Origin of the sequence: Sphingomonas sp. HITSZ_GF (assembly GCF_029543155.1) — a bacterium.
Classification (GTDB): Bacteria; Pseudomonadota; Alphaproteobacteria; order Sphingomonadales; family Sphingomonadaceae; genus Sphingomonas.
This window is the reverse complement of sequence record NZ_JARQXA010000001.1, coordinates 505394-529332: the sequence shown is the minus strand read 5'-3', so window position 1 is coordinate 529332 and position 23939 is coordinate 505394. Positions and strand designations below refer to the sequence as shown.

The following is a 23939-nucleotide window of genomic DNA, read 5'->3' as shown; positions in this document are numbered from 1 at the left end:
CGCGCGGCAGGGTTGCGCAGCGGCGGGCGCGCAGTCATACGCCCGGCCATGCACGATATCCGCGCCATCCGTGAGAATCCCGCAGCCTTCGACGCCGGCCTCGCCCGCCGCGGGCTGGAACCCCAGGCTGCCGAGCTGGTCGCGCTCGACGAGAAGCGCCGGGCGCTGGTCACCGAGGTCCAGGCCGGGCTCGCCCGCCGCAACGAGGCCTCGAAGGCAATCGGCGCGGCCAAGGCGGCGAAGGACGAAGCGACCGCAGCCGCACTGATGGCCGAGGTGGCAGGCCTCAAGGAAACGCTCCCGGCGCTCGAAGCGGCGGAGAAGGCCGCGGGCGAGGCACTCGACGCCCGGCTCGCGAGCCTGCCCAACCTGCCCTACGCCGACGTGCCCGAGGGCGCCGACGAGGAAGACAACGCACTGATGGCGACCGTCGGCGAGCCGACCAGGCTTGCCTTTGCGGCGAAGGAGCATGACGCGATCGGCCCGGCGATCGGGCTCGACTTCGAGACCGGTGCGCTGCTTTCCGGCGCACGCTTCACGCTGGTGCGCGGCGCCGCCGCGAAGCTGCACCGCGCGCTCGGCCAGTTCATGCTCGACACGCTCGAGGGCCAGGGCTTCGAGCAGACCATCCCGCCGCTGCTGGTGCGCGACGAGGCAGTGTTCGGCACCGGCCAGCTCCCGAAGTTCGCCGAAGACCTGTTCAAGACCACCGACGGCCGCTGGCTGATCCCTACCGCCGAGGTCTCGCTCACCAACATCGTCCGCGAGAAGATCCTCGCCGAGGAGGAGCTGCCGCTGCGCTTCACTGCGCTCACCGCCTGCTTCCGCTCCGAAGCGGGCGCGGCGGGCCGCGACACGCGCGGCTTCATCCGCCAGCACCAGTTCGAGAAGGTCGAGATGGTCTCGATCACCACGCCCGAGCAGAGCGAGGCGGAGCACGAGCGCATGACCCAATGCGCCGAGGGCATCCTCACCGCGCTCGGCCTGCCCTTCCGGCGGATGAAGCTGTGCACCGGCGACATGGGCTTCACCGCCGCGCGCACCTATGACCTCGAAGTGTGGCTGCCCGGCCAAGCCCGCTACCGCGAGATCTCGTCCTGCTCGACCTGCGGCGACTTCCAGGCGCGCCGGATGAACGCGCGCTTCCGCCCGGCCGGCGAAAAGATCACGCGCTTCGTCCACACGCTCAACGGATCGGGGCTGGCGGTGGGCCGCACGCTCGTCGCGGTGCTGGAAAACTATCAGCAGGAAGACGGATCGGTGGCGATCCCCGAGGTGCTGAAGCCCTATCTCAAGGGCCTGAACCGGCTGGAACCGTCAAACTAGGCACCTCCGTATCCAGACGTACCTGACGCGCGGGGAAATGCGCGTTATGAGTGCGGCACGATATGGTTAACACGGGGGTGGTGATGAAGGCAGCAAAGCGGATGGCGCCTATGGCGCTGCTGTTGCTCGCTGCCTGCATTCCGCAGTCCGGCGGCGCATATCAGGATACCGGCTATCGCCCGGCGCCGCAGCAGTCGCCGCGCCAGGATCGCTACCCCCAGGCACCGCAGGAGCGCTGGGAGCGCCCGGCGCTCGGCAACGAGCAGGACGTGCGCCGCCTGCCCGCGCCGCCGCCCGCCTGGCAATCGCGCAAGGTATCGGCCGACGCCCGTTCCATCGCCGGGCGTACCTATGTCGTCCAGCCGGGCGACTCGCTGCGCTCGATCTCGGCGAAGACCGGCGCGGGATCGGAAGCGATCGCACGGGCCAACGACATCCCCCCGCCCTTCGTGATCCGCGTCGGCCAGAAGCTGACCATCCCGGGCGGGCGCTATCACCTGGTCCGCGATGGCGAGACCGGCATCGCGATTGCCGTCGCCTATGGCGTCACCTGGTCGCGGATCATCGCGGTCAACGAGCTCGAAGAGCCCTATATCCTGCGCACCGGCCAGCGGCTGCTGATCCCGGACGACGCGGCGCCTTCGGGCCGGCCGGAGACCATCGAGCAGCGCGCGGCGCGTTTCCATCTCGACCTGGGCGTCGACGACATCGTCACTGGCGGCCAGCCCGCCATCGCCGAAAAGGCCAAGCCGGCGCAGCCGACCGCTTCCTCGGCCCGCGTGCTCTCGCCGACGACGCCGGTAGCGGCGCCTGCCCGACTCGCCGGTGGCTTCCAATGGCCGCTCAAGGGCAATGTGGTGAAGCGCTTCGGCCCGGGGGCTTCCGGCGAGCGCAACGACGGCATCAAGATCGCCGCGCCGCTCGACACGCCGGTGCTGGCATCGGCGGACGGCGTCGTCGCCTATGTCGGCTCGGACATTCCCGCGTTGGGCGGGCTGGTGATCCTGCGACACGGCGATGGCTGGACGACCGTCTATGGCCATGCCGGCCAGTTGCTGGTGCAGCGCGGCCAGGCAGTGAAGAAGGGCCAGATGATCGCGCTCTCGGGCAATTCGGGCTTTGCCGACCGGCCCGAGCTGCACTTCGAGATTCGCCAGGGCCGCAATCCGGTCGACCCGCTGCCGCGACTGCCGGCGCGCTGATCCCGCTGGCTGTTCCCCGGCGAACGCTGGGGCCCAGGATTTCTCTGCCGACTCGCTTGTGACTCTGTTCCCCGGCGTTCGCCGGGGAACAGGATGTGTTCAATCGGGGAGACTCTCCCGCGCCTCGTCGCATTCCTCACAACCCTCTTCGGGGTCGTGGAGGAAGATTAGCGGGTTCTCGCGCACCTTTTTCGCCGCGATCCGCACCAGAGCCTCTGCATCCATCAGCCGCGCCTCGGCGTGGCCGACCATGCCCGTGGCGATCAACCCTTCGGCGGCGAGCCAGTCCTCGACAAGCTCGAACTTCGCGCAGCAGCTGTCATTCTCGCCGTAATGGACCTCCCGGCCTTCGGCATCGATGTAGTGGAAATCGCTGCGATAGGGCGCGCCGCCGAGCAGCTCGGCGAGGTGGAGCATGGTGTTGGCGTGATGCGTAACGCCAAGCAGCAGCACCTGGCCACCGAGTTCGCGGATCCGGTCGATCGCGCTGCCCGGCGCCGCGGGCGGCAGCACTAACGGTCCCCCGGTGATCCAGGCCGCTTGCGGGCCCCACGCGGAAACCGCATCGAAATGCGGGCTGCGCATCACGCCCGGCATCCGCCAGAACAGGTCGGCGACAATACCCAGGTCGTCGCGATTGTCGGTCGTGGTCGGATCGAAGGGGCGATCATCGTCGCCGGTTGCCGAGGGCATGGCGAGCGTGCCCTCCGGCCCCAGCGCCGCGCATAACGCCGCGATCAGCCCCTCGGGCCCGCCCTCCACCGGGCGGACGCTCCGGAAGCTGGTATGGACGAGCAGCACCCCACCTTCGCGCACGCCCAGCGCGCGGAGCTGCTCGATCAGGCGCGTTTTCGGAATCATCTCCATCTTGACGTGCATGCCATCCCGGCCAAGGTCGCGCCATGCCCGTCGACCTCACTGCCCGTGCCCTGCCGATCCTGATGCTGATCGCCTCGAACGTCTTCATGACGATCGCGTGGTATGGCCATCTGCGCTTCAAGGCCGTGCCGCTGGCGCTGGTGATCCTCACCAGCTGGCTGATTGCACTGCCCGAATATCTGATCGCCGTGCCGGCCAATCGCTGGGGCAGCGCGGTCTATTCGGCGGCACAGCTCAAGGCGATGCAGGAAGTGATCACCCTGAGCGTCTTCGTCATCTTCTCGGCACTTTATCTGGGACAGAAGGTCACCCTCAACCACCTGATCGGCTTCGCACTGATCGCGGCGGGCGCCTGGTTCATCTTCCGCCCCCAAGCCTGAGCCGGGCTAGACGAGCAGCCCGAAGATCGCGCCCATCACCAGATAGGTGACGATCCAGTAGCCAGCGTCGATCAGGAACAGCGACCGCGGCAGGCGCGAGAACAGGTAGTTCACCCCCACCGAGGTGGCGATGAAACCGACGCCGATGATCCCGGCGATCACGAGCGAATGGTGGAAACCGATCTGCGCGTCATAGGTGTTGTAGAGGTGATCGAGCATGAAGGCGGCGATCAGGTTGAGCACGAAAGTAGTGCCGAAGATCATCGGCATGTTCGCACCCTTCGCCGCCTCCTCGGGATCGATCGCCCGCGCCTTCATCCATGCCTTGCCGAACAGCGGGCCGTACCAGATCCCGCCTACCACGAACCCGGCCACCGCAGCGGCCAGGATCGCCAGCCAGTGGATTTGCATCTTCCCCTCCCATTTATCTGCAGGGAGGCGAAGATACGCCCGAATGCGGGCCTTGCCTAGAAGCGGCGTTCGAGCAGCACCAGCGTCGAATCGCCCTCCACCGGCCGCGCGATAAAGCCCATCTCGCGCTCCAGCGCGATCGCCTGGTGGTTCTCGCGGCTCTCGATCGAGAGCAGGTATTTCACCCCCCGCCGCGCCGCCTCGCCAGTGATATAGTCGAGCAGCGACCAGCCGATCCCCTGTCCCTTGCGGTCCGAGCGGATCGAGATCGCCACCTCGGCCATCACCATCGGCTTGTCGCAGGCAAGCACCGCGCTCGCTACCAGCTCGCCATCGGCAAAGGCCAGGAAGCTGTCGGTCTGCCAGTGATCGACCTGGGTCATCGCCGCGATCTGCTCGTTCGAAAGCTGATCGCAGGCAGTCAGGAAACGGAAGCGGCGATCGTCGCTCGATACGCTCTCGAACAACTGGCGCAGCGCTGCCTCGTCCCCGGGCATGGCCGGGCGAACCTCGATCGCAAGGCCCGAGCGGGTGGTGAGAGTGATGGGGTCCGCAAGCTCCGCAGACATGGAAATGCCCTTCTATTGCCCATGCCGCGCCGGTGCTGCGCGGCCGTACCCTGCCTGTACCGCTTTGCCCGCGCACGCCTTGTCGGCGGTCAAACTCACCCCCGGGAAAGCCCCGGCCTAGCTTTTTCGCCGAAAATCCCTATGTGGCGCGCCAATCATGGCAACTAAACTTCCCGAGGCGCCCCGCGTGGGCATGGTGTCGCTCGGCTGTCCCAAGAACCTGGTCGACAGCGAGCGGATCCTCACCAAGCTCCGCTCAGACGGCTATGCGATGTCGCCCGACTATGCCGGCGCCGACGTCGTGCTGGTCAACACCTGTGGCTTTCTCGATTCCGCCAAGGAAGAATCGCTCGAGGCGATCGGCGAGGCGATCGCCGAGAATGGCCGCGTTATCGTCACTGGCTGCATGGGCAAGGAAGCCGAGACGATCCGCGCGCGCTTCCCGAACGTGCTCGCGGTCACCGGTGCGCATCAGTACGAGGAAGTGGTCGGCGCGGTGCATGATGCGGCGCCGATGCCGCCTTCGCCCTTCGTCAATCTGGTGCCCGATGCCGGGCTCAAGCTCACGCCGCGTCACTACAGCTATCTGAAGATTTCCGAGGGCTGCAACCACCGCTGCTCCTTCTGCATCATCCCGGCGCTGCGCGGCGACCTGGTCAGCCGCCGCCCCGACGCGATCCTGCGAGAGGCGGAGAAGCTGGTCGAGGCCGGCACCAAGGAGCTGCTGGTCATCAGCCAGGACACCTCGGCGTACGGCGTGGACATCCGCAAGCAGCCGCGCCCGTGGAAGGGCGGCGAAGTGATCCCGCACATGACCGATCTCGCCCGCGAGCTCGGCAAGATCGCGCCTTGGGTGCGGCTCCATTATGTCTATCCCTATCCGCATGTCGACCAAGTCATCCCGCTGATGGCCGAGGGGCTGATCCTCCCCTATCTCGACATCCCGTTCCAGCATGCCAGCCCGTCGGTCCTGCGCACGATGAAGCGCCCGGCCAACGAGGCCAAGGTGCTCGAGAGGCTGAAGAACTGGCGCGCGATCGCCCCGGACCTGACGATCCGCTCGACCTTCGTGGTCGGCTTCCCCGGCGAGACCGAGGAGGATTTCCAGTATCTGCTCGACTGGCTCGACGAAGCGCAACTCGACCGCGTCGGCGCGTTTCGCTTCGAGCCGGTCGAAGGCGCGGCCGCCAACGACCTGCCCGGCGCAGTGCCTGAAGAGGTCAAGGAGGAACGCTACGCCCGGATCATGGAAAAGACCGCGGCGATCAGTGCGGCCAAGCTCCAGGCCAAGGTCGGCCGCACGCTCGAAGTGATCATCGACGAAGTCGGCGACGAAGGCGGTGCCACCGGCCGCAGCCAGGCCGACGCGCCGGAAATCGACGGCGAGGTGTTCCTGCGCGACGCCGGCCATCTGAGCCAGGGCGACATCGTCATGGTCGAGATCGAGGACGCCGACGAGCACGACCTGTACGGCGTGCCGCTTGACGCGGTCTGAGCGGCGCGGCGATCAGAGTTCGTCCTTGGGCTGACTCGAGCTCGAGCTCGAACTCGACGGAGCCCAGTCGAAGGTGATTTTGTTGATGTTCGGCTTGGCCGAATTGTAATCCACCTCATGGTTGTACGAATAAACGTGCACCGACAGGCTGTAGGTGTCGTTCGTCTCGTCGGTGAAGGTGAAGTTCAGCGCATTGTTCCAGAAGTGAAGATCGGTGATCACGTTGGCGGCATAGCTGTAGATGCAGCAGTTGCCGGTCAGCGTGATATCCTTGACGTTCTGGTTGGTGATCGCATTGATGTTGTTCATGAATACCTGAACCCCGCCCTGGTTCAGCGCCAATAGCCCGCCCGACAGGGTCGTCGTGCCGTTCGACGTGCCGATCGCGAACACCGTCGTGTAGCTGTAGCAGCCACTCGTGCCGACCCGCACATTCCGGCTCGGCGTCGTGCCGCCGCTCACCATCGGCGTTAGATTGGCGGAGATTTGCTGGTCTGAGATCGATCCCGACTGGATGATGCTCTTCAACGACGACGTCAGGCTGAGCACGCCGCCCTCGTCCAGTCCGCTCGCATAGGCCAGGAACGAGCCGACATTGGGCTGAAAATGCCCGCTGCAGGTGTCCATGTACACGATCTTGCCGTTGATCACGTCAAGCTCGCCCGCAGCGATCACCTGGTTGACGTTGTTGGTGTTGCCGTTGATCGCACCGGCGATCTGCGCATGGTTGATGAAGTTGCCGCTGCCGATATTGCTGTATTGCGCGTTGCTGTTCAGCTGCAGCGGCGATTTCCCGCACGACCGCACCACGCGCATATGGTCCGGGTCGCTGGCCAGGACGACGTAGAAGGTCGTATAGACCGCGGCCCATCGAAGATTGGGAATGATGCAGCCCGAGCCAGCCACGGGGGACCATTGCGGCGAGCTGGTGGTCCATTGTGGCAGGTAGGAATTGAAGGTGACACCGTTGCTGTCCACCAGTTTCCCGTTGGATATGTGCAGGGTGTAGATCGGCAGCGGGTTGGCGACCTGTGTGCCATAGGCGCCCTTCGACGAGAATTGCTGGATCGAAATGGGCTGGCTGGCGGCGTATGCTTCGGCGTGAAGCAGCAAGCTCGCAGCGGCCACACCAATAATTCGCGCGACATGGGCGAGCGCCCTGACGAAACCAAAATCAGGCATGGCAATATTTCCCCCGATTTGAAGGTGCGGCTAAGCCCATTCGTACTTCAAAGCACCAGTGTCATAGCATCATTCACTTGCCCACCAGCCCGACTAACGCCGCCATTACCGAGGTAAGTCAGGGATTATCGGCGACCAATTCGCCCATTTCGGAGATACAGCCATATCCGACGGGCAAGGGCGCACGCTGATTTGGAAACATCTCGTGGGATGACGGGCAGTCCATGCTGCCCTAAGCTCCGCGCAATCTTTCCGGAGGCCCGATGTTCCGTTCCGCCCTTGCCGCCGCACTCCTGATCGCCACCCCCGCCGCCGCGCAGCAGCTCACCGCTGACGAAACCGCCAAGGTCGACAGCATCGTCGCCGACGCCCTGAAATCCTCTGGCGTGCCCTCCGCTTCGGTTGCGATCGTGCGCGACGGCAAGATCGTCTTCGCCAGGGCCTATGGCGACCAGGGGCCAGGCATGAAGGCGACCAGCCCCGCGGCGAAGTACCAGATCGCGTCGATCTCCAAGCAGTTCACCGCCGCAGCGATCCTGCTGCTCGAGGATGCGGGAAAGCTGAGCCTCGACGACAAGGTGTCGAAATGGGTCCCGGACATCACCGACGCCGACAAGATCACCATCCGCCAGCTGCTCAGCCACACTGCCGGAATCCAGGATTACTGGCCGCAGGACTATGACTTCGCCGCGATGGAGAAGCCGGTCACCCCTCAGGAGATCCTCGATCGCTGGGCGAAAAAGCCGCTCGATTTCCAGCCGGGCACGGCGTGGCAATACTCGAACACCGGCTATGTCGTCGCCGGCATGATTATCGAGAAGGCTTCGGGAATGAAGCTGCTCGACTATCTCAAGGCGAAGATCTTCAAGCCGCTCCGCATCGACGCGATGGATCAGGACTATGCGGTTGGGAAGGGCTTCCCCCAGGGCAACCACCGCTTCGCGCTCGGTCCTGTTCGGCCCGCAAGGCCGGCCGCGCATGGCTGGCTGTGGGCAGCGGGCGAGCTCGCCATGTCGGCCAGCGACCTGGCCAAGTGGGACATCGCCCGGATCGACCGCAAGATCCTGAGCCCCGAGGACTGGGAGACGCAGGAGACCCCGGTGCGCCTCGCCGATGACAGCTATACCAGCTACGGCCTCGGCGTTTCGGTCGGCTACCGCAACGGAGATCGCAGCGTCGAGCATGGCGGCGAAGCGGTCGGCTTCCTCTCGGACAATTACGTGATCCCGGCCAAGCGCTTCGCGGTGGTGGCGCTGGTCAATGCCGATTTCGGCGGGGCGCAGGACGCGATCACCGGCGGCATCACCGATCTGCTGATTCCCCAGGGCCCGCCCCCGCCCGTCGCGGTGAGCATCGACCAGGCCCGCGACGCGCTGGCCAGGCGCGTGTTCGACCAGCTGCGCGGGGGCAAGCTCGATCGCACCAAGCTGACCGAGAACGCCGCCTATTATTTCACGCCTCAGGCGACCGAAGACTATCACACCAGCCTCGCCCCGCTCGGCGATCCGGTGGGTTTCACTGCGCTCGGCAAGCCGCGACTGCGCGGCGGCTTCGTCAACCGCAACTATTCGATCACCTATGCCAATGGGCAGAAGCTGATCGCCATCACCTATGCCGAGCCCGGCTATTACGGGAAGTTCGAGCAGTTCCTGATCCAGCCGAGGGATTGATGCGCCTGATTGCCCTAGCCGCCGCCGCTCTGTTCAGCGCCACCCCGCCCGACGCGGTAACGGTGCGCCCGGTGGATCCGATCACGGTGCAGGACGACGACTTCGCCCGACACCGCGATCCGGCGGAATGGAAGGGGCTGGCGGTCACCGCGCACGAGTTCCGCGAGGAACGTGCGCCGTGGCGGTTGTGGCGGATCGCCAATGTACATCACCCCAGGGGCCCGTTGTTCTTCGTGCCGCACGATAATGAGAATGCCGGGTTCGAGGCGGGGCTCGCCGCGGTGAAGAAATATGGCGGGGTACTGATCGCAGTCGATGCCGGCATCTCGCCGGGCAATGACGGGGTTCGGTACAACCGGGCAGTCGATTATGGCCGTCCGATCGACCCCAACCGCAACTTCGACACCGCCCTGCCCGGCTATGCGCACAACATCCTTGCCGATCTGGCCAAGGGCGCCTGGCCGATCATCGCGCTCCATACCAATGCCAAGGGCTTCGACACCGGCGATTCCCGATGCAACAAGGGCGATCCGCAGGGTAGCGGCGTGATCTCGATCCGCTTCTGCGACGACACGCTGATCCCCAGCCCGTCGGTCTCCCGGGTCTATCCGTTCGACGACGACGACACTGTCGCCTTCGCCACCTTCCTCGCCCGCAACCAGCCGAGCGACGCCTTTTGCCGCGACGCGATGGTGCAGGCGGACTTCAACGTCGTTCAGGAACGCGTGGTGGCGAGCGACGGGTCGCTCTCCAACTACGCGGTGCTGCACGGCCTCAGCTATCTCAACTTCGAGACGCTCGACCGGGGGCTGGACCCGGCCGAGCTCGCCTTGGCCCGCGACCGCCTGAGCTTCATGATCGACCGCGCGCTGGCGATGTGTGCGCCGAAGGTGAAGGCGGTCCAATGATCCGTCATGCCGGCGCAAGCCGGGATCTCGTGCGGCTCTTTTCCCGCCATCGCCTGAGATCCCGGCTTTCGCCGGGATGACGGTTGTCTTCAGGGTGACGATTACTGGCCGATCCCGTCGAGCACCTTAACTGCCTCGGCCGGCAGCTTCAGGTCGCGCACCGCCAGGTTCTCGCGCAGATGACCGAGCGACGAGGTGCCCGGGATCAGCAGGATGTTGGGCGAACGCTGGAGCAGCCAGGCGAGCGCGACCTGCATCGGCGTGGCGCCCAGCCCCTTCGCCACCTCGTCGAGCGTGCCCGACTGGATCGGCGAGAAGCCGCCGAGCGGGAAGAAGGGCACATAGGCGATCCCCGCCTCGGCCAGGCTGTCGACCAGCGCCTCATCCTCGCGGTGGGCGAGATTATACTGGTTCTGCACGCAGACGATGTCGACGATGCCGCGCGCCTCTTCCACCTGCGTGGCCGTGACATTGCTCAGGCCGATATGCCGGATCAGCCCCTGGCGCTGGAGGTCGGCGAGCGCATGGACCTGTGCGGCGATCGAACCTTCGCTGGGGGCGTGGACATCGCCCATGATCCGCATGTTGACGACGTCCATCGCCTCGAGCCCCAGGTTGTGCAGATTGTCCTCCAGCCCGCGCTTGAGATCGTCCGCGCCCTGCGCCGGCAGCCAGGAAGCGTCGTCGCCCCGCACCGCGCCCAGCTTGGTGACGATCACCAGGTCATCGGGATAGGGGTGCAGCGCCTCCTTGATGATCTGGTTGGTGACGTGCGGGCCGTAAAAGTCGCTGGTGTCGATATGGTCGACGCCCGAGGCGATCGCCTCGCGCAGCACCACGATCGCCTGGTCGCGATCACGTGGCGGGCCGAAGACGCCGGGCCCGGCGAGCTGCATCGCGCCATAGCCGACGCGGTTCACGGTGCGGTCGCCCAGCTTGTAGGTCATCGGATAGTCGGTCATCGCTGTTCTCCGGTTGGAAGCACAACGCCCATCTAGGCCTTGCGGCCTTGCGCGATAATCAGGCACAATCCGTACAGGCTGTGCGGAATTTCGAACAATGGATCTCGACCTTGGCGAGCTGAACGCCTTTCTCTCCGTCGCCCGCGCCGGCGGCTTCCGCGACGCCGCACGCGCGACCGGGGCGAGCGCCTCGGGGCTGAGCGAAGCGGTACGGCGGCTGGAAGCGCGGCTGGGGGTCCGCCTGCTCAACCGCACCACCCGCAGCGTCGCGCCTACCGAAGCGGGGGCGCGGCTGATCGAGCGGCTCGGCCCGGCGCTGGGAGAGGTCGAGGCCGCACTCGACGTGGTCAACATCTTCCGAGACCGGCCTGCGGGCACGCTCAAGCTCAACGTGCCGATCAGCGCGGCGCGACTGGTGCTGCCCGCGATCCTGCCCGGGTTTCTCGCCACCTATCCCGACATCCAGGTCGAGATCGTCGCGCAGGACAGTTTCGTCGACCTGCTTGCCACCGGCTGCGACGCGGGCATCCGCTATGACGAGCGGCTGGCACAGGACATGATCGCGGTGCCGATCGGCCCGCGCATCCAGCGCTTCGCCCTCGGCGCCGCACCTGCTTATGTCGCGGCGCACGGCGCACCGGAGCATCCGCGCGACTTGCTCGGCCATCGCTGCCTGCGCGGCCGCTTCGAGAGCGGGCGGCTGATCCCCTGGGAGTTCGAGCGCGACGGGGAGACCATCGTGGTCGAGCCGAGCGGCCCGCTGATCGTCGGCGTCGGCACCGCGATCGACTTGCTTCACGAGGCCGCCATGGCGGGTACCGGGATCATCGCGCTGTTCGAGGACTGGCTGCGCCCGAGCTTCGACAAGGGAACGCTGGTGCCGGTGCTGGAGGAGTGGTGGGAAAGCTTCCCGGGGCCGTTCCTCTATTATCCCGGGCGGCGCCTGGTGCCGGCGCCGCTCCGGGCGTTTATCGATTATGTGAAGGGGCATCCACAATAACCGTCATCCCGGCGAAAGCCGGGATCTCAGGCGGAAGCGCGGGGAAAGAGCCGCACGAGATCCCGGCTTTCGCCGGGATGACGGTTTCCTGTCAAGGCAAAGCGTACGCCACCACCTCGTCGCCCACCGGCGTCTCCATGAAATGGTGCCCGCCGGCATAGATGACGAGATACTGCTTGCCGCCCGCCTCATAGGTGATCGGCGTGGCCTGGCCGCCGGCGGGGAGCACCGCCTTCCACAAGGTCTTGCCGGTCTTGAGGTCGATCGCGCGGATCAGGTTGTCGGTCGCGGCCGCCACGAAGATCAGCCCGCCGGCGGTGACCACCGAGCCGCCATTGTTCGGCGTGCCGATCGACACCGGCAGCATCGAGGGAATGCCGAACGGGCCGTTGGTGCGCGCCTCGCCGAACGGACGGTCCCAGATCGTCTTGCCCGTGGCCATGTCGATCGCGCGGATCCCGCCATAGGGCGGCTGCTTGCAGAGCAGCCCGGTGAACGGCATCCGCCAGCCGGCATTGACGTTGATCGCATAGGGCGTGTTGGCCTGGGGATCGCCCGCGCCTTCCGCGCCGCCGATCTTGCCACGCGCCTGGTCGCGCGGTGCCCAGCCGAGCTTGTCGGCCTCGGCGCGCGGGACGAGCCGGACATAGTTGGGCATGTCGTTATAGTTGGCGACGATCACCCCGCGCTGCGGATCGACCGCGATGCCGCCCCAATCGGTGCCGCCATTATAGCCGGGATATTCGATCGAGTGACGGCTCGCCTCGGGCGGGGTGAAGAAGCCCTTGTAGCTCGCCCGGCGGAACTGGATCCGGCAGAGCATCTGGTCGATCGGCGACATGCCCCACATGTCGCGCTCGGTCAGGTCGGGCTTGCGCAACGTATGCCAGAGCGAGACGCGCTGGGTGGCGGCGCGCTGCTGCGGCTCGACGCCGCCGCCGGGAGCCTTCATCTCGCCCACGGGGGTGAGCGGCTGGCCGGTGCGGCGATCGAGGATGTAGATGTCGCCCTGCTTGGACGGCAGCACCAGCGCCGGCGCGCCCTTATAGTCGACCAAAGTCGCCTGCGCGCCGAAGTCATAGTCCCACACGTCATTGCGGACCGCCTGGAACCGCCATTTCGGCTTGCCGGTGGTCACGTCGAGCGCGACCAGCGAGGTGGCGTAGAAATTCTCCTCCGGCCGGCGCTCGGACGAGTAATAGTCGGCCGCGGCATTGCCCATCGGCAGATAGACCAGGCCCAGCTGCTCGTCGCCCGACGCCAGCGTCCACATGTTCGGCGTGCCGCGCGCCCATTCCTTGCCGGCGGGCGGCATGCCGCTCCAGCTCGGGTTCATCATGTCCCAGGCCCAGCGCAGCTTGCCGGTGACGACGTCGAAGCCCTGGATCACCCCCGAAGGCGCCCAGCGATCCTGCCCGTCGAGCACCTGGTGCCCGGTGACCAGCACGCCGCGTACCAGCGTGGGCGGCGAGTTGATCGAGACGAAGCCGTCCGGAACCTTGCCCATGCCCTGCTTGGCATCGATCTGGCCATTGGTGCCAAAATCGGCGCACGGTTTGCCGTTCTTCGCATCGACCGCGATCAGCCGCGCGTCGAGCGTGCCTTCGATGATGCGCGTGCTACAGGCCTGATCGGCCGGCGCGTTCGGCACCTGATAATAGACCACGCCGCGGCAGGCCGCGGTGTACGGGATCGCGCTGTCCGGCACCTTGGGATCGTAGCGCCACTTCTCCATGCCGGTGGAGGCATCGAGCGAAATCATGATGTTCTTCGGCGTGCAGACATAAAGGCTGTCGCCGATCTTCAACGGCGTGTTCTCGGCGCCATAGGTGCTCTTGATCATCGCCGAGCTGGGCAGGTCGCCGGTATGCGTCAGCCACACCTGCTTGAGCTTGGATACGTTGGCCGGGGTGATCTGGACCAGCGGCGAATAGCGGCGCGCGCTGGTGGTGCCGCCATAGACGGGCCAGTCGGCGCCGGTCTGCTGGCCGGAGGGATCCATCATTCCGCTGGTGCCCGGCGATGGCAGCCCGGCAAGCACCGGGTTGGGCATGCCGGCGGCGGCGGCCCAGAAGTTGATCACGGTGAGCACGATCGTGACGGCGACTCCGCCGAGCGCCAGCCGCCATTTGCCGGGAGAGAAGGTCAGCGTCGGCAGCACCAGAATCACGGCGATGGCGAGGACCACCGGAGCAATGACCCGAGGGACTTGTGCCCACGGGTTGGCGCCGGATTCCCACCAGGCCCAGAGAACGCTGGCAATGACGATGGCGAGGTAGAGCCAGCCGCCGGTCATGCGGCCGCGGATCAGCAGCACGCCCGACCAGAGCATCAGCGCGCCGGTGACGACATAGTAGAGCGAGCCGCCGAGCACCGCGAGCCAGGCGCCGCCGATCGCCAGCACCAGCCCGATCAGCGCGATCACCCCGCCGACGATCATTGCGGCGATGCTGCGCCGGGGCGGCGCTTCCTCCACCGGCTCGAGATAGGGGATGCGCTCCCCTTCATAGCGGGTGTCGGTCATCGGTTTCTCCCGGGAGGTACGTGAACCTCCGGAAAACCGGTTGCGAAACGATACTGTTCCATCATGAACGAAAATTCATGTTCGCCTTGGGGGCTAGCCCTCGCCGCGCCCATTACCTAGATCAAGGCACATGCCTGATCCCAACACGCTCGTTCAGCCCGACAAGGGCCAGTCCGCCCGCACCATCCACGTGATCGACGCCAAGGGCTTCGATGCCTGGCTATCCGCCCAGCCGCCGCGCCACCGCACTGCCGCCGCCGCGCAGAAGCTTGCTCCCACGCCCTATGCCAGCGCGATCCTGCCCGGCGACGGCGCCGAGGACTGGTCGGTGGTCACCGTCGTCGCGCATGCCGATCGCCTCTCGCCCTGGTGCCTCGCCAAGCTCGCCGAGACGCTGCCCGAGGGCAGCTACCGCCTCGACGGCGCCGAGCCGGGCAAGGCGCTGCACGGCTGGCTCGCCGCCCAGTACAAGTTCGACGCCTACAAGAAGGACGAGAAGGCGCCCACAGGCCCGCGCGTGCTGCTGACCAGCGATCCGGCACGGATCCAGGAAGCGGTGCGCATGGCCAACGCGACCTACAAGCTGCGCGACCGGATCAACACCGGCGCCAACGACATGGGCCCGGCCGATCTCGAGGCCGCCGCCGCCGATCTGGTCAAGGCCTATGGCGGCCAGCTGACCGTGGTGAAGGGCGACGAGGTCGAGAAGGGCTATGGCCTGCTCTGGGCGGTCGGCAAGGCCGCCGGCAAGGGCCGCGAGCCACGCCTGATCGAGATCGAGTGGGGCAACCCGGATCATCCGAAGATCGCCATCATCGGCAAAGGCGTCTGCTTCGATTCGGGCGGCCTCGACATCAAGCCGGCCAGCGGCATGCGGCTGATGAAGAAGGACATGGGCGGCGCCGCGCACGCGCTCGCCACTGCCGAGCTGATCATGTCGTCGCGCCTGCCGGTGCGGCTGCACATGCTCGTCCCCGCAGTCGAGAACTCGATCAACGGCGAAGCGACGCGCCCGGGCGACATCATGCGCTCGCGCAAGGGCATCACCGTCGAGAACAGCAACACCGACGCCGAGGGCCGCCTGATCCTCGCCGATGCGCTGACCAAGGCCGAGGAAAAGGGCCCCGAGCTGGTGATCGACTATGCGACGCTCACCGGCGCCGCCCGCGTCGCGCTGGGTGCCGACCTGCAGGCGCTGTTCGCCAATGACGATACGCTTGCCAGCGAGCTGATGGCCGCGGCCGAGACCGAGGCGGATCCGATGTGGCGCCTGCCGCTCTACGATCCGTACAAGGAGATGCTGAAGTCAGACGTGGCCGACATGGTCAACGCGGCCGAGGCACCCTTCGGCGGCGCGCTTACCGCCGCGCTGTTCCTCAAGGAGTTCGTGCCGGAGAAGGCGCAGTGGGCGCATCTCGACATCTTCTGCTGGAACGGCAGCCACAAGCCGGGCCGCCCCAAGGGCGCCGAGGCAGTGAGCCTGCGCGCCGTGTGGAAGGTGCTGAAGGACCGGTACACAAAGTAGATCATTTCAGCAGCCCATCCACGCGTCACCCCGGCACAAGGCCGGGGTGACGAGATGGCTAAGACGAATTGATCGTTAGCGCCTAGGCGGCGCTGGCGTTCCGCACCGCCACGATGTCCATCGCACACATCGGGTGCCCATACAGGAAGCCCTGCCCCATCGCGCAGCCGAGCTGGGCAAGCGTCTCCGCGGTGGCGGCGCTCTCGATGCCCTCCGCTACCACCGGCAGGCCGAGCGTGTTGGCCAGCGTGACGATTGCCAGCACCAGCCGCATCGCCTGCGGGTCGCGCCCCATCGCCGCGACGAACGACCGGTCGATCTTGAGCCGGTCGAACGGCAGCATCTGAAGATGCTGGAGCGAGGAATAGCCGGTGCCGAAATCGTCGAGCGCCAGCTGGATGCCCTGGTTGCGCAGCGATGCGATCGCCTGCTGCGCGCTCTCGGCATCGACGATCAGCGCATTCTCTGTGATCTCGACGGTGAGGCGCTGCGCGGGGAAGCGTTCACGCACCAGCACCGCCAGCAGCTTCTGGCTGAACCAGGGATCCTTGAGCTGAGTCGGCGAGACGTTGATCGAGATCGGCACCTTCCAGTCGCGCGTCTCGCGGCAGGCGCGGCGCAGCAGGCGGAGCATCAGCGCGTCGATCAGCCCGCATTCCTCAGCGATCGGAATGAACTGCTCAGGGCCGATCGCATCGCCCTCCGCCCGCGCCCAACGGGCAAGCAGCTCATAGCCGACCACCTCGCCGCTCTTCAGGCAAACGATCGGCTGATAGTGCGGGATGAAGGCATCGCTTCCCATCGCCTCGCGCATTTCGCGCTCGATCTCGGCGCGGCGGCGGATCTCGGCATCGAGCATCGGCTCGAACGCGCAATGCTGGCTGCGCCCCGAATGCTTCGCCTTGTAGAGCGCGATGTCGGCGCGGCGCATGAGCGTGTCGAGATCGAGCGCGTCGTGCGGATAGAGCGAGATGCCCACGCTGGCGCCGATATGGTGGACCAGGTCCAGGCTGGCGAACGGGCGCAGCATCGCGTTGACGATGGCGTGCGCGGCGCGGCGCGCGGCATCGCCGTCGCCATCGATGATCACCGCGAACTCGTCGCCGCCCAGCCGGTAGCTGGTGCCCTGCTCGCCGACGACGCTGTTGAGCCGCGCCGCGACGTCGCGCAGCAGCTGGTCGCCAGCGGGATGGCCGTGCACGTCGTTGATCGACTTGAACCGGTCGAGATCGATGATCAGCAGCCCGAGCGGCACGCTGCCGCCCGCCGGATCAGTGCGCTGCTCCAGCGCCTCGGCCAGCGCGCGGCGATTGGGCAGGCCGGTGAGCGGATCGTGATAGGCGAGCTCGTGCGCCCGCTGCTCGGCGCCTTTCGCCCGCTCCTGCTCGGCCGCCATGTGCGTGCGCGAGGCGAGCATCTCGACAAAGCCGGCATGGCTGGTGCGCATCATCCGCAGCACCACGATCGCCACCAGCAGGATATTGATGCCGAGCCCACGCAGGAACCAGTCGCCCGAGAAGAGGAGGCAGAGCGTGACCGGCATCGCGCCGAACACCACCACCGCCTGCCCGGCGCGCGGCACCGATTGCAGGCAGTAGCAGCAGCTGATCGCGCCGATGAAGATGTAGAGCGCGATGCAGGCTCGCCGCACCAGGTCGCCCTCTGCATAGAGTAGCAGCCCCCAGCCGCCGAAGCCGAGGCTGAGCAGCGCCGCGACGACGATCGTGCCGCGCAGATAGCGAGGTATCGATTCGGGTCTTGGCGTGAAACCGCGCCGCGCCACCCAGAAGGCGGCACGCACCGCCGAGAGCACGGCAAGCAGCGTCGGCATGCCGAGGCTCCACCAAGGGCTCACCGTGTCATAGGCGGCGAAGGCAAGGAACGCCGCATCGGCGAACATCATCGCATACATCAGCGGCACCTGCTGGCGGAGCGCAGCGAACTGCTCGAGCAGAATCGCCTGATTCCACTCGCCATCCTCTCGCCGGTCAGGAAGCGTCAGCCTCAGCATATTCATATATAGGAAGGCGGGTGACGACCGCGGGCGAAGATTACGCAATTTCAGTAGATTGGCGCGCGAACCGCCGCACACCCTTCCCCGCGCGCGCCGCGCTCTGCTAGGCACGCACCATGGCGGCCAAGCATCCCAACCTGACCCTCACCGCCTGCATCCTCGCATCGAGCCTGGCGTTCATCGACGGATCGGTGACCAATGTCGCACTGCCGGCGATCGGCGCCGACCTGCACGCCACCCCGGCCGAGCTGCAATGGACGATCAATGCGTACATGCTCCCGCTCTCCGCGCTGCTGCTGATCGGCGGCGCGGCGGGAGATAGGTTCGGCCGGCGCCTGTTGCTGGTGATCGGCATCGCGATCTTCACCCTCGCCTCGATCGCCTGCGCAGTGGCAGCAGACCTGACGCTGCTGCTCGCGGCGCGCGCAGCGCAGGGGATCGGCGCGGCGATCCTGCTGCCCAACAGCCTGGCGACCCTGGGTCACGCTTTCACCGGCGAGGCGCGCGGCAAGGCGATCGGCACCTGGGCCGGCGTCGGCGCGATCGCCGGCGCAGTGGGACCGCCGCTCGGCGGCTGGCTGGTCGACGCGATCGGCTGGCGCGCGATCTTCTACGTCAACGTGCCCGTCGCGCTTGCCGCGATCGGCATCGCGCTCCTCTATGTCGAGGAAAGCGCCGAGGGCGATCTGCCGCTCGACTTGCCCGGCGCGCTCACCGCGACGCTGGCGCTGGGTGCTCTCACCTGGGCGCTCACGATCTGGTCGAGCCATCACGCAATTGACGCGGCGGTGACGATCGGGCTCGCCGCCGGCCTGGCAGCAATCGGCCTGTTCCTGTGGATCGAGCATCACCGCGGCAACCGGGCGATGATGCCGGTGGCGATGTTCGGCTCGCGCGCTTTCGCCGGGCTCACACTGCTCACCTTCCTGCTCTACGGCGCGCTGGGCGGCGTGCTGTTGCTCCTGCCCTATGTACTGATCGAGGCGGGCGGCTATTCGGCGCTCCATGCCGGGTTCGCGCTGCTGCCGATGCCGCTCGGCATGGGCATCGCCAGCCGGATCATGGGCAAGGTCACCGCACGGATCGGGCCGCGCTGGCCGCTGACGATCGGGCCGCTGATCGTCGCGATCGGCTTCGCGCTGCTGCTGCGCGTCGACGAAGGCGCGCCCTATTGGAGCTCGGTCTTCCCCGGCGCGCTCGTCATCGCGATCGGCATGGCCAGCGTCGCCGCGCCGCTCACCACCGCAGTGCTCGCCTCGGTCGATGACCGGCACACCGGCACCGCATCGGGCTTCAACAGCGCGATCGCGCGCACCGGCGGGCTGATCGCCACCGCGATCGCCGGCGCGGTGATCGCGGCCGCCGGCGAGGGGCTGGTCAGCGCCTTCCACATCGGCGCGCTGGTCGGCGCCGCCGCTGCCGCGCTTTCGGGCGCGACGGCGTTTCTCACGCTTGGGAAAAATTCGGCCTGAACCTAGCTGCTCCCCGGCGAAAGCGTCGGATCAGGAAACCGACGCCGCCCCCTCGATGATCGGCACGAACTTCTCGGCGGTAAGGCTCGCGCCGCCGACGAGCGCGCCGTCGACATTGTCGAGCGCCAGGATCTGCGCCGCGTTGGCGCCGGTCACCGATCCGCCATAGAGGATGCGAATCCCATCCGCCTTTTCCTCGCCGATCATCATGCGCAGCTTGGCGCGGATGATCGCGTGCATCGATGCGATCTCTTCGGGCGTCGGCGTCTTGCCGGTGCCGATCGCCCAGCGCGGCTCATAGGCAAGCGTAAGCCAGCTCGGATCGGCATCGTCGGGCAACGACTTCTCGATCTGGGACTGGACGATGCGCTCGGCGCGGCCGGCGGCGCGCTCGGCCTCGAGCTCGCCGCAGCACAGGATTACCTGGAGGCCGTGCCGGTGCGCGGCGGCGGCCTTCATATAGGCGTCATGGCTGGTTTCGTGCTGGTCGCCGCGCCGCTCGCTATGGCCGACGATGGTCAGGGTCGCCCCCTCCTCGACCAGCATCGGCGCCGAGACGCAGCCGGTATGCGCGCCCTTGTCGGCCTCGTGCAGGTCCTGCGCGCCGATCGGCAGCGCTCCTGCCACCTGCGCCGCCGGATGGATCAGCGTATAGGGCACGCACAGCGCCGCATCGACCGACGGGTTCGCCGCCGCCGCCGCCGCGATCGCCTCGATCTCCGGCAGCTGCGCGCGCAGCCCGTGCATTTTCCAGTTTCCGGCCACCAGCTTGCGCCGCATCACCCCAACCTCCGCTTTTGTCTGTTTCGGTCGCGGATAGCAGGCGCGCGCGTTCGCACAAGCTTGATGGCCGCGATGGAGCGCCCTAAAGCAGCCCCAAATCCTTCCAACGATCGGCAGTTCATGCTCAGCTTCTTCCGCAATTTCACCAAGTCGCGCTACGGCCTGATCGCGGTGTTCCTCTTCCTCGGCCTGATCGCGATCGCCTTCGCGGCAGGCGACGTGACCGGCATCCGCAACATGGGCAGCGGCGCATCGAGCAGCACGCTCGCCACCGTCGGCGGCCAGAAGATCAGCGATGCCGATGTGAAGGACCGGATCGAGCGCTTCCTGCGCAACGCCCAGCGCGGTGGCCAGAACGTGACGATGGAGCAGTTCCTCGCGCAGGGCGGCCTCGAGATCGCGATCGACGAGATGATCAACTCCGCCGCGCTGGTGGAATTCGCCCAGAAGAACGGCATGCAGGTGTCGAAGAAGCTGATCGATACCGATATCGCCAGCAACTCGGCCTTTGCCGGCATCGACGGCAAGTTCGATCAGAAGGCGTTCGAGAAGCTGCTCGCCGACAACCGCATCGCCCCCGCCACCTATCGCGAGAGCCTGACGCAGGAGCGCTACGGCAACTGGCTGGTCAACCGCGCCACGATCGGCAGCGAGATCCCGGACGGCGTGGTCGCTCCCTATGCATCGCTGCTGCTCGAGCGCCGCACCGGCCTGGTCGGCCTGATCAACACCGCCCAGATGGATCCGGGCGGCGATCCGGACGACAAGACGCTCAACGCCTATTATGTGAGCCACCGCGCCCGCTACCTCGTCCCGCAGCGCCGCGTCGTTCGCTTTGCGACGATCCTGCCCGAGACGATCCGCGCCCAGCAGACCGCGACCGAGGCCGAGATCAGCGACGCCTTCGCCAAGGCCGGCAAGCGCTATGCGGCGACCGAGAAGCGCAATGTGCGCCAGCTCGTCGTGCTCGACCAGGCGACCGCCAACAAGATCGCGGGCGAAGTGAAGGGCGGCAAGTCGCTGGCCGACGCCGCCAAGGCCGCCGGGCTGGAGCCGACCAACTTCGAAGGCATCGAAAAGCCCGAGCTGACGCGCCAGACCAGCGCTGCCGTTGCCGACGCCGCCTTCGCTGCGGCGCAGGGCGCCGCGATCCCGCCGGTCAAGTCGTCGCTCGGCTGGCACATCGTCGTGGTCGAGAAGGTCGAGAAGATCGCCGCCAAGTCGCTCGCCCAGGCGCATGACGAGCTCGCCAGCGAGATCACCCAGCGCAAGACCGCGCAGGCGCTGGCCGATATCCGCCAGAAGATCGAGGACGGCATCGGCGACGGCAAGAACTTCGCCGAGCTGCTCGCCGACGCCAAGCTGGCGCCGCAGGTCACCCCGGCGCTCACCGCCCAGGGCACCGATCCGGACAACGAAGCCTATAAGCCCGATCCCGCGATGACGGCGATCATGCGCGGCGGCTTCGCGATGGAGAACCCGGACGACGATCCCCAGCTCGTCCAGGTCTCGCAGGAAGGCGGCTTCGCGATCGTGAAGCTCGATCGCATCGTCGCCGCCGCGCCGCGCCCGCTCGCTACCGTGCGCGACAAGGTCAAGACCGACTATCTGGTCGACAAGGCGCTGGAAAAGGCCAAGGCGGCCGCGCTGAAGGTGATCGCCGCGATGGACAAGGGCGTGCCGATGGCCAAGGCCTTCGCCGATGCCGGCGCCAAGGGTCCGCCGGCCAAGCCGTTCGATTTCCAGCGCAAGGACATCGCGGACAAGGAACAGTTCATCAAGATGGCCTTCAGCATGCAGCCCAAGAAGGCCCGCATGCTCGAGGCGCCCGATCGCAAGGGCTATTACATCGTGTTCCTCGACATGGCGGAGCCGCATGACGCCTCGGGCGATCCGATGGCGATGGCCGGCATGCGCAGCGCGCTGCAGCAGCAGGTGGGCGCCGAATATGCCCGCCAGTTCATCCGTGCGGTCCGCGGCGAAGTGAAGATCACGCGCAACGAGGCGGCGATCGCCCGCCTGCGCGCCGACCTGACCCGCCAGGGCGTCCGTTAAGGACGTGCCGCAGGGCATCGAGGGGATCGAAGCCGCCCGCGCGGCGCTGGCCGCCGGGCGGCCTGCGCTGCTCTGGCGGCGCCAGATCGCGGATACCGAAACGCCGGTCGCCGCCGCGCTCAAGCTGATCGAGCCGGGCCGCGGCGACTTCCTGCTCGAATCGGTCGAGGGCGGCTCCGTGCGCGGGCGCCACAGCCTGATCGGCCTGGCGCCGGACCTGGTGTTTCGCGCCACCGGCAACGAAGCCGCGATCAACGCCGAGTGGCTCACCGATCGCGATGCCTTCAAGCCCTGCGCCGAACCCGCGCTCGATGCGCTGCGCAGCCTCGCCGCGCGCTGCCGCACAGAGGTGCCCGCCGAACTGCCCCGAGCGCTCGCCTGCCTGGTCGGCTATTTCAGCTACGAGACGGTCGGGCTGGTCGAGAAGCTGCCGCGCCCGCCCGAGAACCCGATCGGCGTGCCCGACATGATGTTCGTGCGTCCCACGGTGGTGCTGGTGTTCGACCGGCTCGCCGACGCGCTGTTCCTCGTTGCGCCGGTCTGGCCCGACGGCGATGTCGACCTTTCGGCCGAGCGGATCGAAGCGGTGGCCGCCCAGCTCGCCAGCGCCGCCCTGCCCGCTCCGGTGCGCGCCGAGCCCGAGGACGTGCAGCTAACCCCGGTGCTGCGCCCCGGCCGCTATGGCGAGATGGTCGCCGCCGCCAAGGAGTACATCTCCGCCGGCGACATCTTCCAGGTCGTGCTCGCCCAGCGCTTCACCACGCCGTTCGCGCTGCCGCCCTTCGAGCTCTACCGGGCGCTGCGGCGGATCAACCCCTCGCCCTTCCTCTATCATCTCGACCTGCCGGGCTTCGCGCTGACGGGCTCTTCCCCCGAGATCCTGGTGCGGGTGCGCGACAACGAGGTGACGATCCGCCCGATCGCCGGCACCCGTCCGCGCGGCAAGACCGCGGCCGAGGATGAGGAAAACCGCACCAGCCTGCTCGCCGATCCCAAGGAATGCGCCGAGCATCTGATGCTGCTCGATCTCGGCCGCAACGATGTCGGCCGCGTGGCGGAAGCGGGCAGCGTGAAGGTGACCGACAGCTACACGGTCGAGTTCTACAGCCACGTCATGCACATCGTCTCGAACGTGGTTGGCAAGCTGGCGCCGGGCAAGGACGCGCTCGACGCGCTGTTCGCCGGCTTCCCGGCGGGCACGGTGAGCGGCGCGCCCAAGGTGCGCGCCTGCGAGATCATCGCCGAGCTCGAGCAGGAGACGCGCGGGCCCTATGCCGGCGGCGTCGGCTATTTCTCGCCCGACGGATCGATGGACAGCTGCATCGTGCTGCGCACCGCGCTGGTGAAGGATGGCGTGATGCACGTTCAGGCCGGCGCCGGCATCGTCGCGGATTCGGACCCGGCCTATGAGCAGCGCGAATGCGAAGCCAAGGCCGGCGCGCTTTTCGCCGCCGCGCGCGAAGCGGTGCGGCAGGCCGGCGAAGCGGGCTTCGGGCAGTAGTTCCCTAAAATCCTCCCCGAGCTTGTCTCGGGGAGGGGGACCATTCGCGCAGCGAATGGTGGAGGGGCCGACGGCGAAGCC

19 protein-coding genes are annotated in these 23939 nt (G+C 67.1%); 11 read left to right on the top strand and 8 right to left on the bottom strand.

Translation table 11 applies throughout. The features are described from left to right. The first annotated feature begins 48 nt into the window (after positions 1-48). On the top strand, positions 49-1326 hold the full coding sequence (gene serS, locus P6144_RS02590; protein WP_277766156.1) for a serine--tRNA ligase: 1278 nt from the start codon (positions 49-51) through the stop codon (positions 1324-1326). 101 nt (positions 1327-1427) lie between these two features. Next, positions 1428-2528, top strand: coding sequence for a M23 family metallopeptidase (locus P6144_RS02585; RefSeq protein WP_277766757.1), 1101 nt, complete (start codon positions 1428-1430; stop codon positions 2526-2528). A gap of 99 nt (positions 2529-2627) precedes the next feature. On the opposite strand, the gene P6144_RS02580 is transcribed toward P6144_RS02585, so the two are convergent. Then, on the bottom strand, positions 2628-3407 hold the full coding sequence (locus tag P6144_RS02580) for an AAC(3) family N-acetyltransferase (protein WP_277766155.1): 780 nt from the start codon (positions 3405-3407) through the stop codon (positions 2628-2630). A 23-nt stretch (positions 3408-3430) separates the two neighbouring features. On the opposite strand from P6144_RS02580, the gene P6144_RS02575 reads away from it, so the two are divergent. Further along, positions 3431-3787: a DMT family protein gene (locus P6144_RS02575; protein ID WP_277766154.1), complete on the top strand. Its 357-nt coding sequence runs from the start codon at positions 3431-3433 to the stop codon at positions 3785-3787. 6 nt (positions 3788-3793) lie between these two features. On the opposite strand, the gene P6144_RS02570 is transcribed toward P6144_RS02575, so the two are convergent. Next, entirely contained in the window at positions 3794-4198 is a 405-nt protein-coding gene (locus P6144_RS02570) for a DUF1761 domain-containing protein (protein WP_277766153.1), read from the bottom strand. A 56-nt stretch (positions 4199-4254) separates the two neighbouring features. Then, positions 4255-4767, bottom strand: coding sequence for a GNAT family N-acetyltransferase (locus P6144_RS02565; protein WP_277766152.1), 513 nt, complete (start codon positions 4765-4767; stop codon positions 4255-4257). Between the two features lie 157 nt (positions 4768-4924). Here P6144_RS02565 and rimO point away from each other — a divergent pair, with 157 nt between their 5' ends. Further along, positions 4925-6262 (top strand): 30S ribosomal protein S12 methylthiotransferase RimO, encoded by a 1338-nt coding sequence (rimO, locus tag P6144_RS02560; RefSeq protein WP_277766151.1) that lies wholly within the window; start codon positions 4925-4927, stop codon positions 6260-6262. Between the two features lie 12 nt (positions 6263-6274). Here the strand turns inward: rimO and P6144_RS02555 are convergent, their stop codons facing one another. Continuing rightward, entirely contained in the window at positions 6275-7444 is a 1170-nt protein-coding gene (locus P6144_RS02555) for a hypothetical protein (RefSeq protein WP_277766150.1), read from the bottom strand. Between the two features lie 263 nt (positions 7445-7707). On the opposite strand from P6144_RS02555, the gene P6144_RS02550 reads away from it, so the two are divergent. Then, positions 7708-9114, top strand: a complete 1407-nt coding sequence (locus P6144_RS02550; RefSeq protein ID WP_277766149.1) for a serine hydrolase domain-containing protein — start codon at positions 7708-7710, stop codon at positions 9112-9114. Then, positions 9114-10022, top strand: coding sequence for a hypothetical protein (locus P6144_RS02545; protein WP_277766148.1), 909 nt, complete (start codon positions 9114-9116; stop codon positions 10020-10022). The genes P6144_RS02550 and P6144_RS02545 overlap by 1 nt, the downstream gene beginning before the upstream one ends. A gap of 101 nt (positions 10023-10123) precedes the next feature. Here P6144_RS02545 and P6144_RS02540 read toward each other — a convergent pair whose 3' ends face one another. After that, a complete protein-coding gene (locus P6144_RS02540; RefSeq protein WP_277766147.1) occupies positions 10124-10984 on the bottom strand; it encodes an aldo/keto reductase family oxidoreductase in 861 nt (286 codons plus the stop codon). Between the two features lie 97 nt (positions 10985-11081). Between P6144_RS02540 and P6144_RS02535 the strand changes: the two genes are divergently transcribed. Continuing rightward, complete coding sequence (locus P6144_RS02535) at positions 11082-11984, top strand: LysR family transcriptional regulator (RefSeq protein WP_277766146.1); 903 nt, start codon at positions 11082-11084, stop codon at positions 11982-11984. 91 nt (positions 11985-12075) lie between these two features. Here P6144_RS02535 and P6144_RS02530 read toward each other — a convergent pair whose 3' ends face one another. Further along, positions 12076-14508, bottom strand: a complete 2433-nt coding sequence (locus tag P6144_RS02530; RefSeq protein WP_277766145.1) for a membrane-bound PQQ-dependent dehydrogenase, glucose/quinate/shikimate family — start codon at positions 14506-14508, stop codon at positions 12076-12078. A 130-nt stretch (positions 14509-14638) separates the two neighbouring features. Between P6144_RS02530 and P6144_RS02525 the strand changes: the two genes are divergently transcribed. Beyond that, the gene (locus P6144_RS02525; RefSeq protein WP_277766144.1) at positions 14639-16033 is read left to right on the top strand and encodes a leucyl aminopeptidase family protein; all 1395 of its coding nucleotides are present in this window, start codon (positions 14639-14641) and stop codon (positions 16031-16033) included. 82 nt (positions 16034-16115) lie between these two features. Here the strand turns inward: P6144_RS02525 and P6144_RS02520 are convergent, their stop codons facing one another. Then, on the bottom strand, positions 16116-18044 hold the full coding sequence (locus P6144_RS02520) for an EAL domain-containing protein (RefSeq protein ID WP_277766143.1): 1929 nt from the start codon (positions 18042-18044) through the stop codon (positions 16116-16118). 119 nt (positions 18045-18163) lie between these two features. Here P6144_RS02520 and P6144_RS02515 point away from each other — a divergent pair, with 119 nt between their 5' ends. Further along, the gene (locus P6144_RS02515; RefSeq protein ID WP_277766142.1) at positions 18164-19519 is read left to right on the top strand and encodes an MFS transporter; all 1356 of its coding nucleotides are present in this window, start codon (positions 18164-18166) and stop codon (positions 19517-19519) included. Between the two features lie 30 nt (positions 19520-19549). Here P6144_RS02515 and tpiA read toward each other — a convergent pair whose 3' ends face one another. Further along, positions 19550-20302: a triose-phosphate isomerase gene (gene tpiA / locus P6144_RS02510; protein ID WP_277766141.1), complete on the bottom strand. Its 753-nt coding sequence runs from the start codon at positions 20300-20302 to the stop codon at positions 19550-19552. 120 nt (positions 20303-20422) lie between these two features. On the opposite strand from tpiA, the gene P6144_RS02505 reads away from it, so the two are divergent. Further along, a complete protein-coding gene (locus P6144_RS02505; RefSeq protein ID WP_277766140.1) occupies positions 20423-22357 on the top strand; it encodes a peptidylprolyl isomerase in 1935 nt (644 codons plus the stop codon). Between the two features lie 16 nt (positions 22358-22373). Beyond that, positions 22374-23858 carry an anthranilate synthase component I gene (gene trpE, locus P6144_RS02500; protein WP_277766756.1) on the top strand — a complete coding sequence of 495 codons (1485 nt, stop codon included), beginning with the start codon at positions 22374-22376 and terminating at the stop codon, positions 23856-23858. The last annotated feature ends 81 nt before the right edge of the window (positions 23859-23939 follow it).

Bases quoted from the DNA above. Each gene is read 5' to 3' on its own strand.
- serS (WP_277766156.1), top strand. From the start codon at position 49: ATGCACGATATCCGCGCCATCCGTGAGAATCCCGCAGCCTTCGACGCC.
- P6144_RS02585 (WP_277766757.1), top strand. From the start codon at position 1,428: ATGGCGCCTATGGCGCTGCTGTTGCTCGCTGCCTGCATTCCGCAGTCC.
- P6144_RS02580 (WP_277766155.1), bottom strand. From the start codon at position 3,407: ATGCACGTCAAGATGGAGATGATTCCGAAAACGCGCCTGATCGAGCAG.
- P6144_RS02575 (WP_277766154.1), top strand. From the start codon at position 3,431: ATGCCCGTCGACCTCACTGCCCGTGCCCTGCCGATCCTGATGCTGATC.
- P6144_RS02570 (WP_277766153.1), bottom strand. From the start codon at position 4,198: ATGCAAATCCACTGGCTGGCGATCCTGGCCGCTGCGGTGGCCGGGTTC.
- P6144_RS02565 (WP_277766152.1), bottom strand. From the start codon at position 4,767: ATGTCTGCGGAGCTTGCGGACCCCATCACTCTCACCACCCGCTCGGGC.
- rimO (WP_277766151.1), top strand. From the start codon at position 4,925: ATGGCAACTAAACTTCCCGAGGCGCCCCGCGTGGGCATGGTGTCGCTC.
- P6144_RS02555 (WP_277766150.1), bottom strand. From the start codon at position 7,444: ATGCCTGATTTTGGTTTCGTCAGGGCGCTCGCCCATGTCGCGCGAATT.
- P6144_RS02550 (WP_277766149.1), top strand. From the start codon at position 7,708: ATGTTCCGTTCCGCCCTTGCCGCCGCACTCCTGATCGCCACCCCCGCC.
- P6144_RS02545 (WP_277766148.1), top strand. From the start codon at position 9,114: ATGCGCCTGATTGCCCTAGCCGCCGCCGCTCTGTTCAGCGCCACCCCG.
- P6144_RS02540 (WP_277766147.1), bottom strand. From the start codon at position 10,984: ATGACCGACTATCCGATGACCTACAAGCTGGGCGACCGCACCGTGAAC.
- P6144_RS02535 (WP_277766146.1), top strand. From the start codon at position 11,082: ATGGATCTCGACCTTGGCGAGCTGAACGCCTTTCTCTCCGTCGCCCGC.
- P6144_RS02530 (WP_277766145.1), bottom strand. From the start codon at position 14,508: ATGACCGACACCCGCTATGAAGGGGAGCGCATCCCCTATCTCGAGCCG.
- P6144_RS02525 (WP_277766144.1), top strand. From the start codon at position 14,639: ATGCCTGATCCCAACACGCTCGTTCAGCCCGACAAGGGCCAGTCCGCC.
- P6144_RS02520 (WP_277766143.1), bottom strand. From the start codon at position 18,044: ATGCTGAGGCTGACGCTTCCTGACCGGCGAGAGGATGGCGAGTGGAAT.
- P6144_RS02515 (WP_277766142.1), top strand. From the start codon at position 18,164: ATGGCGGCCAAGCATCCCAACCTGACCCTCACCGCCTGCATCCTCGCA.
- P6144_RS02505 (WP_277766140.1), top strand. From the start codon at position 20,423: ATGCTCAGCTTCTTCCGCAATTTCACCAAGTCGCGCTACGGCCTGATC.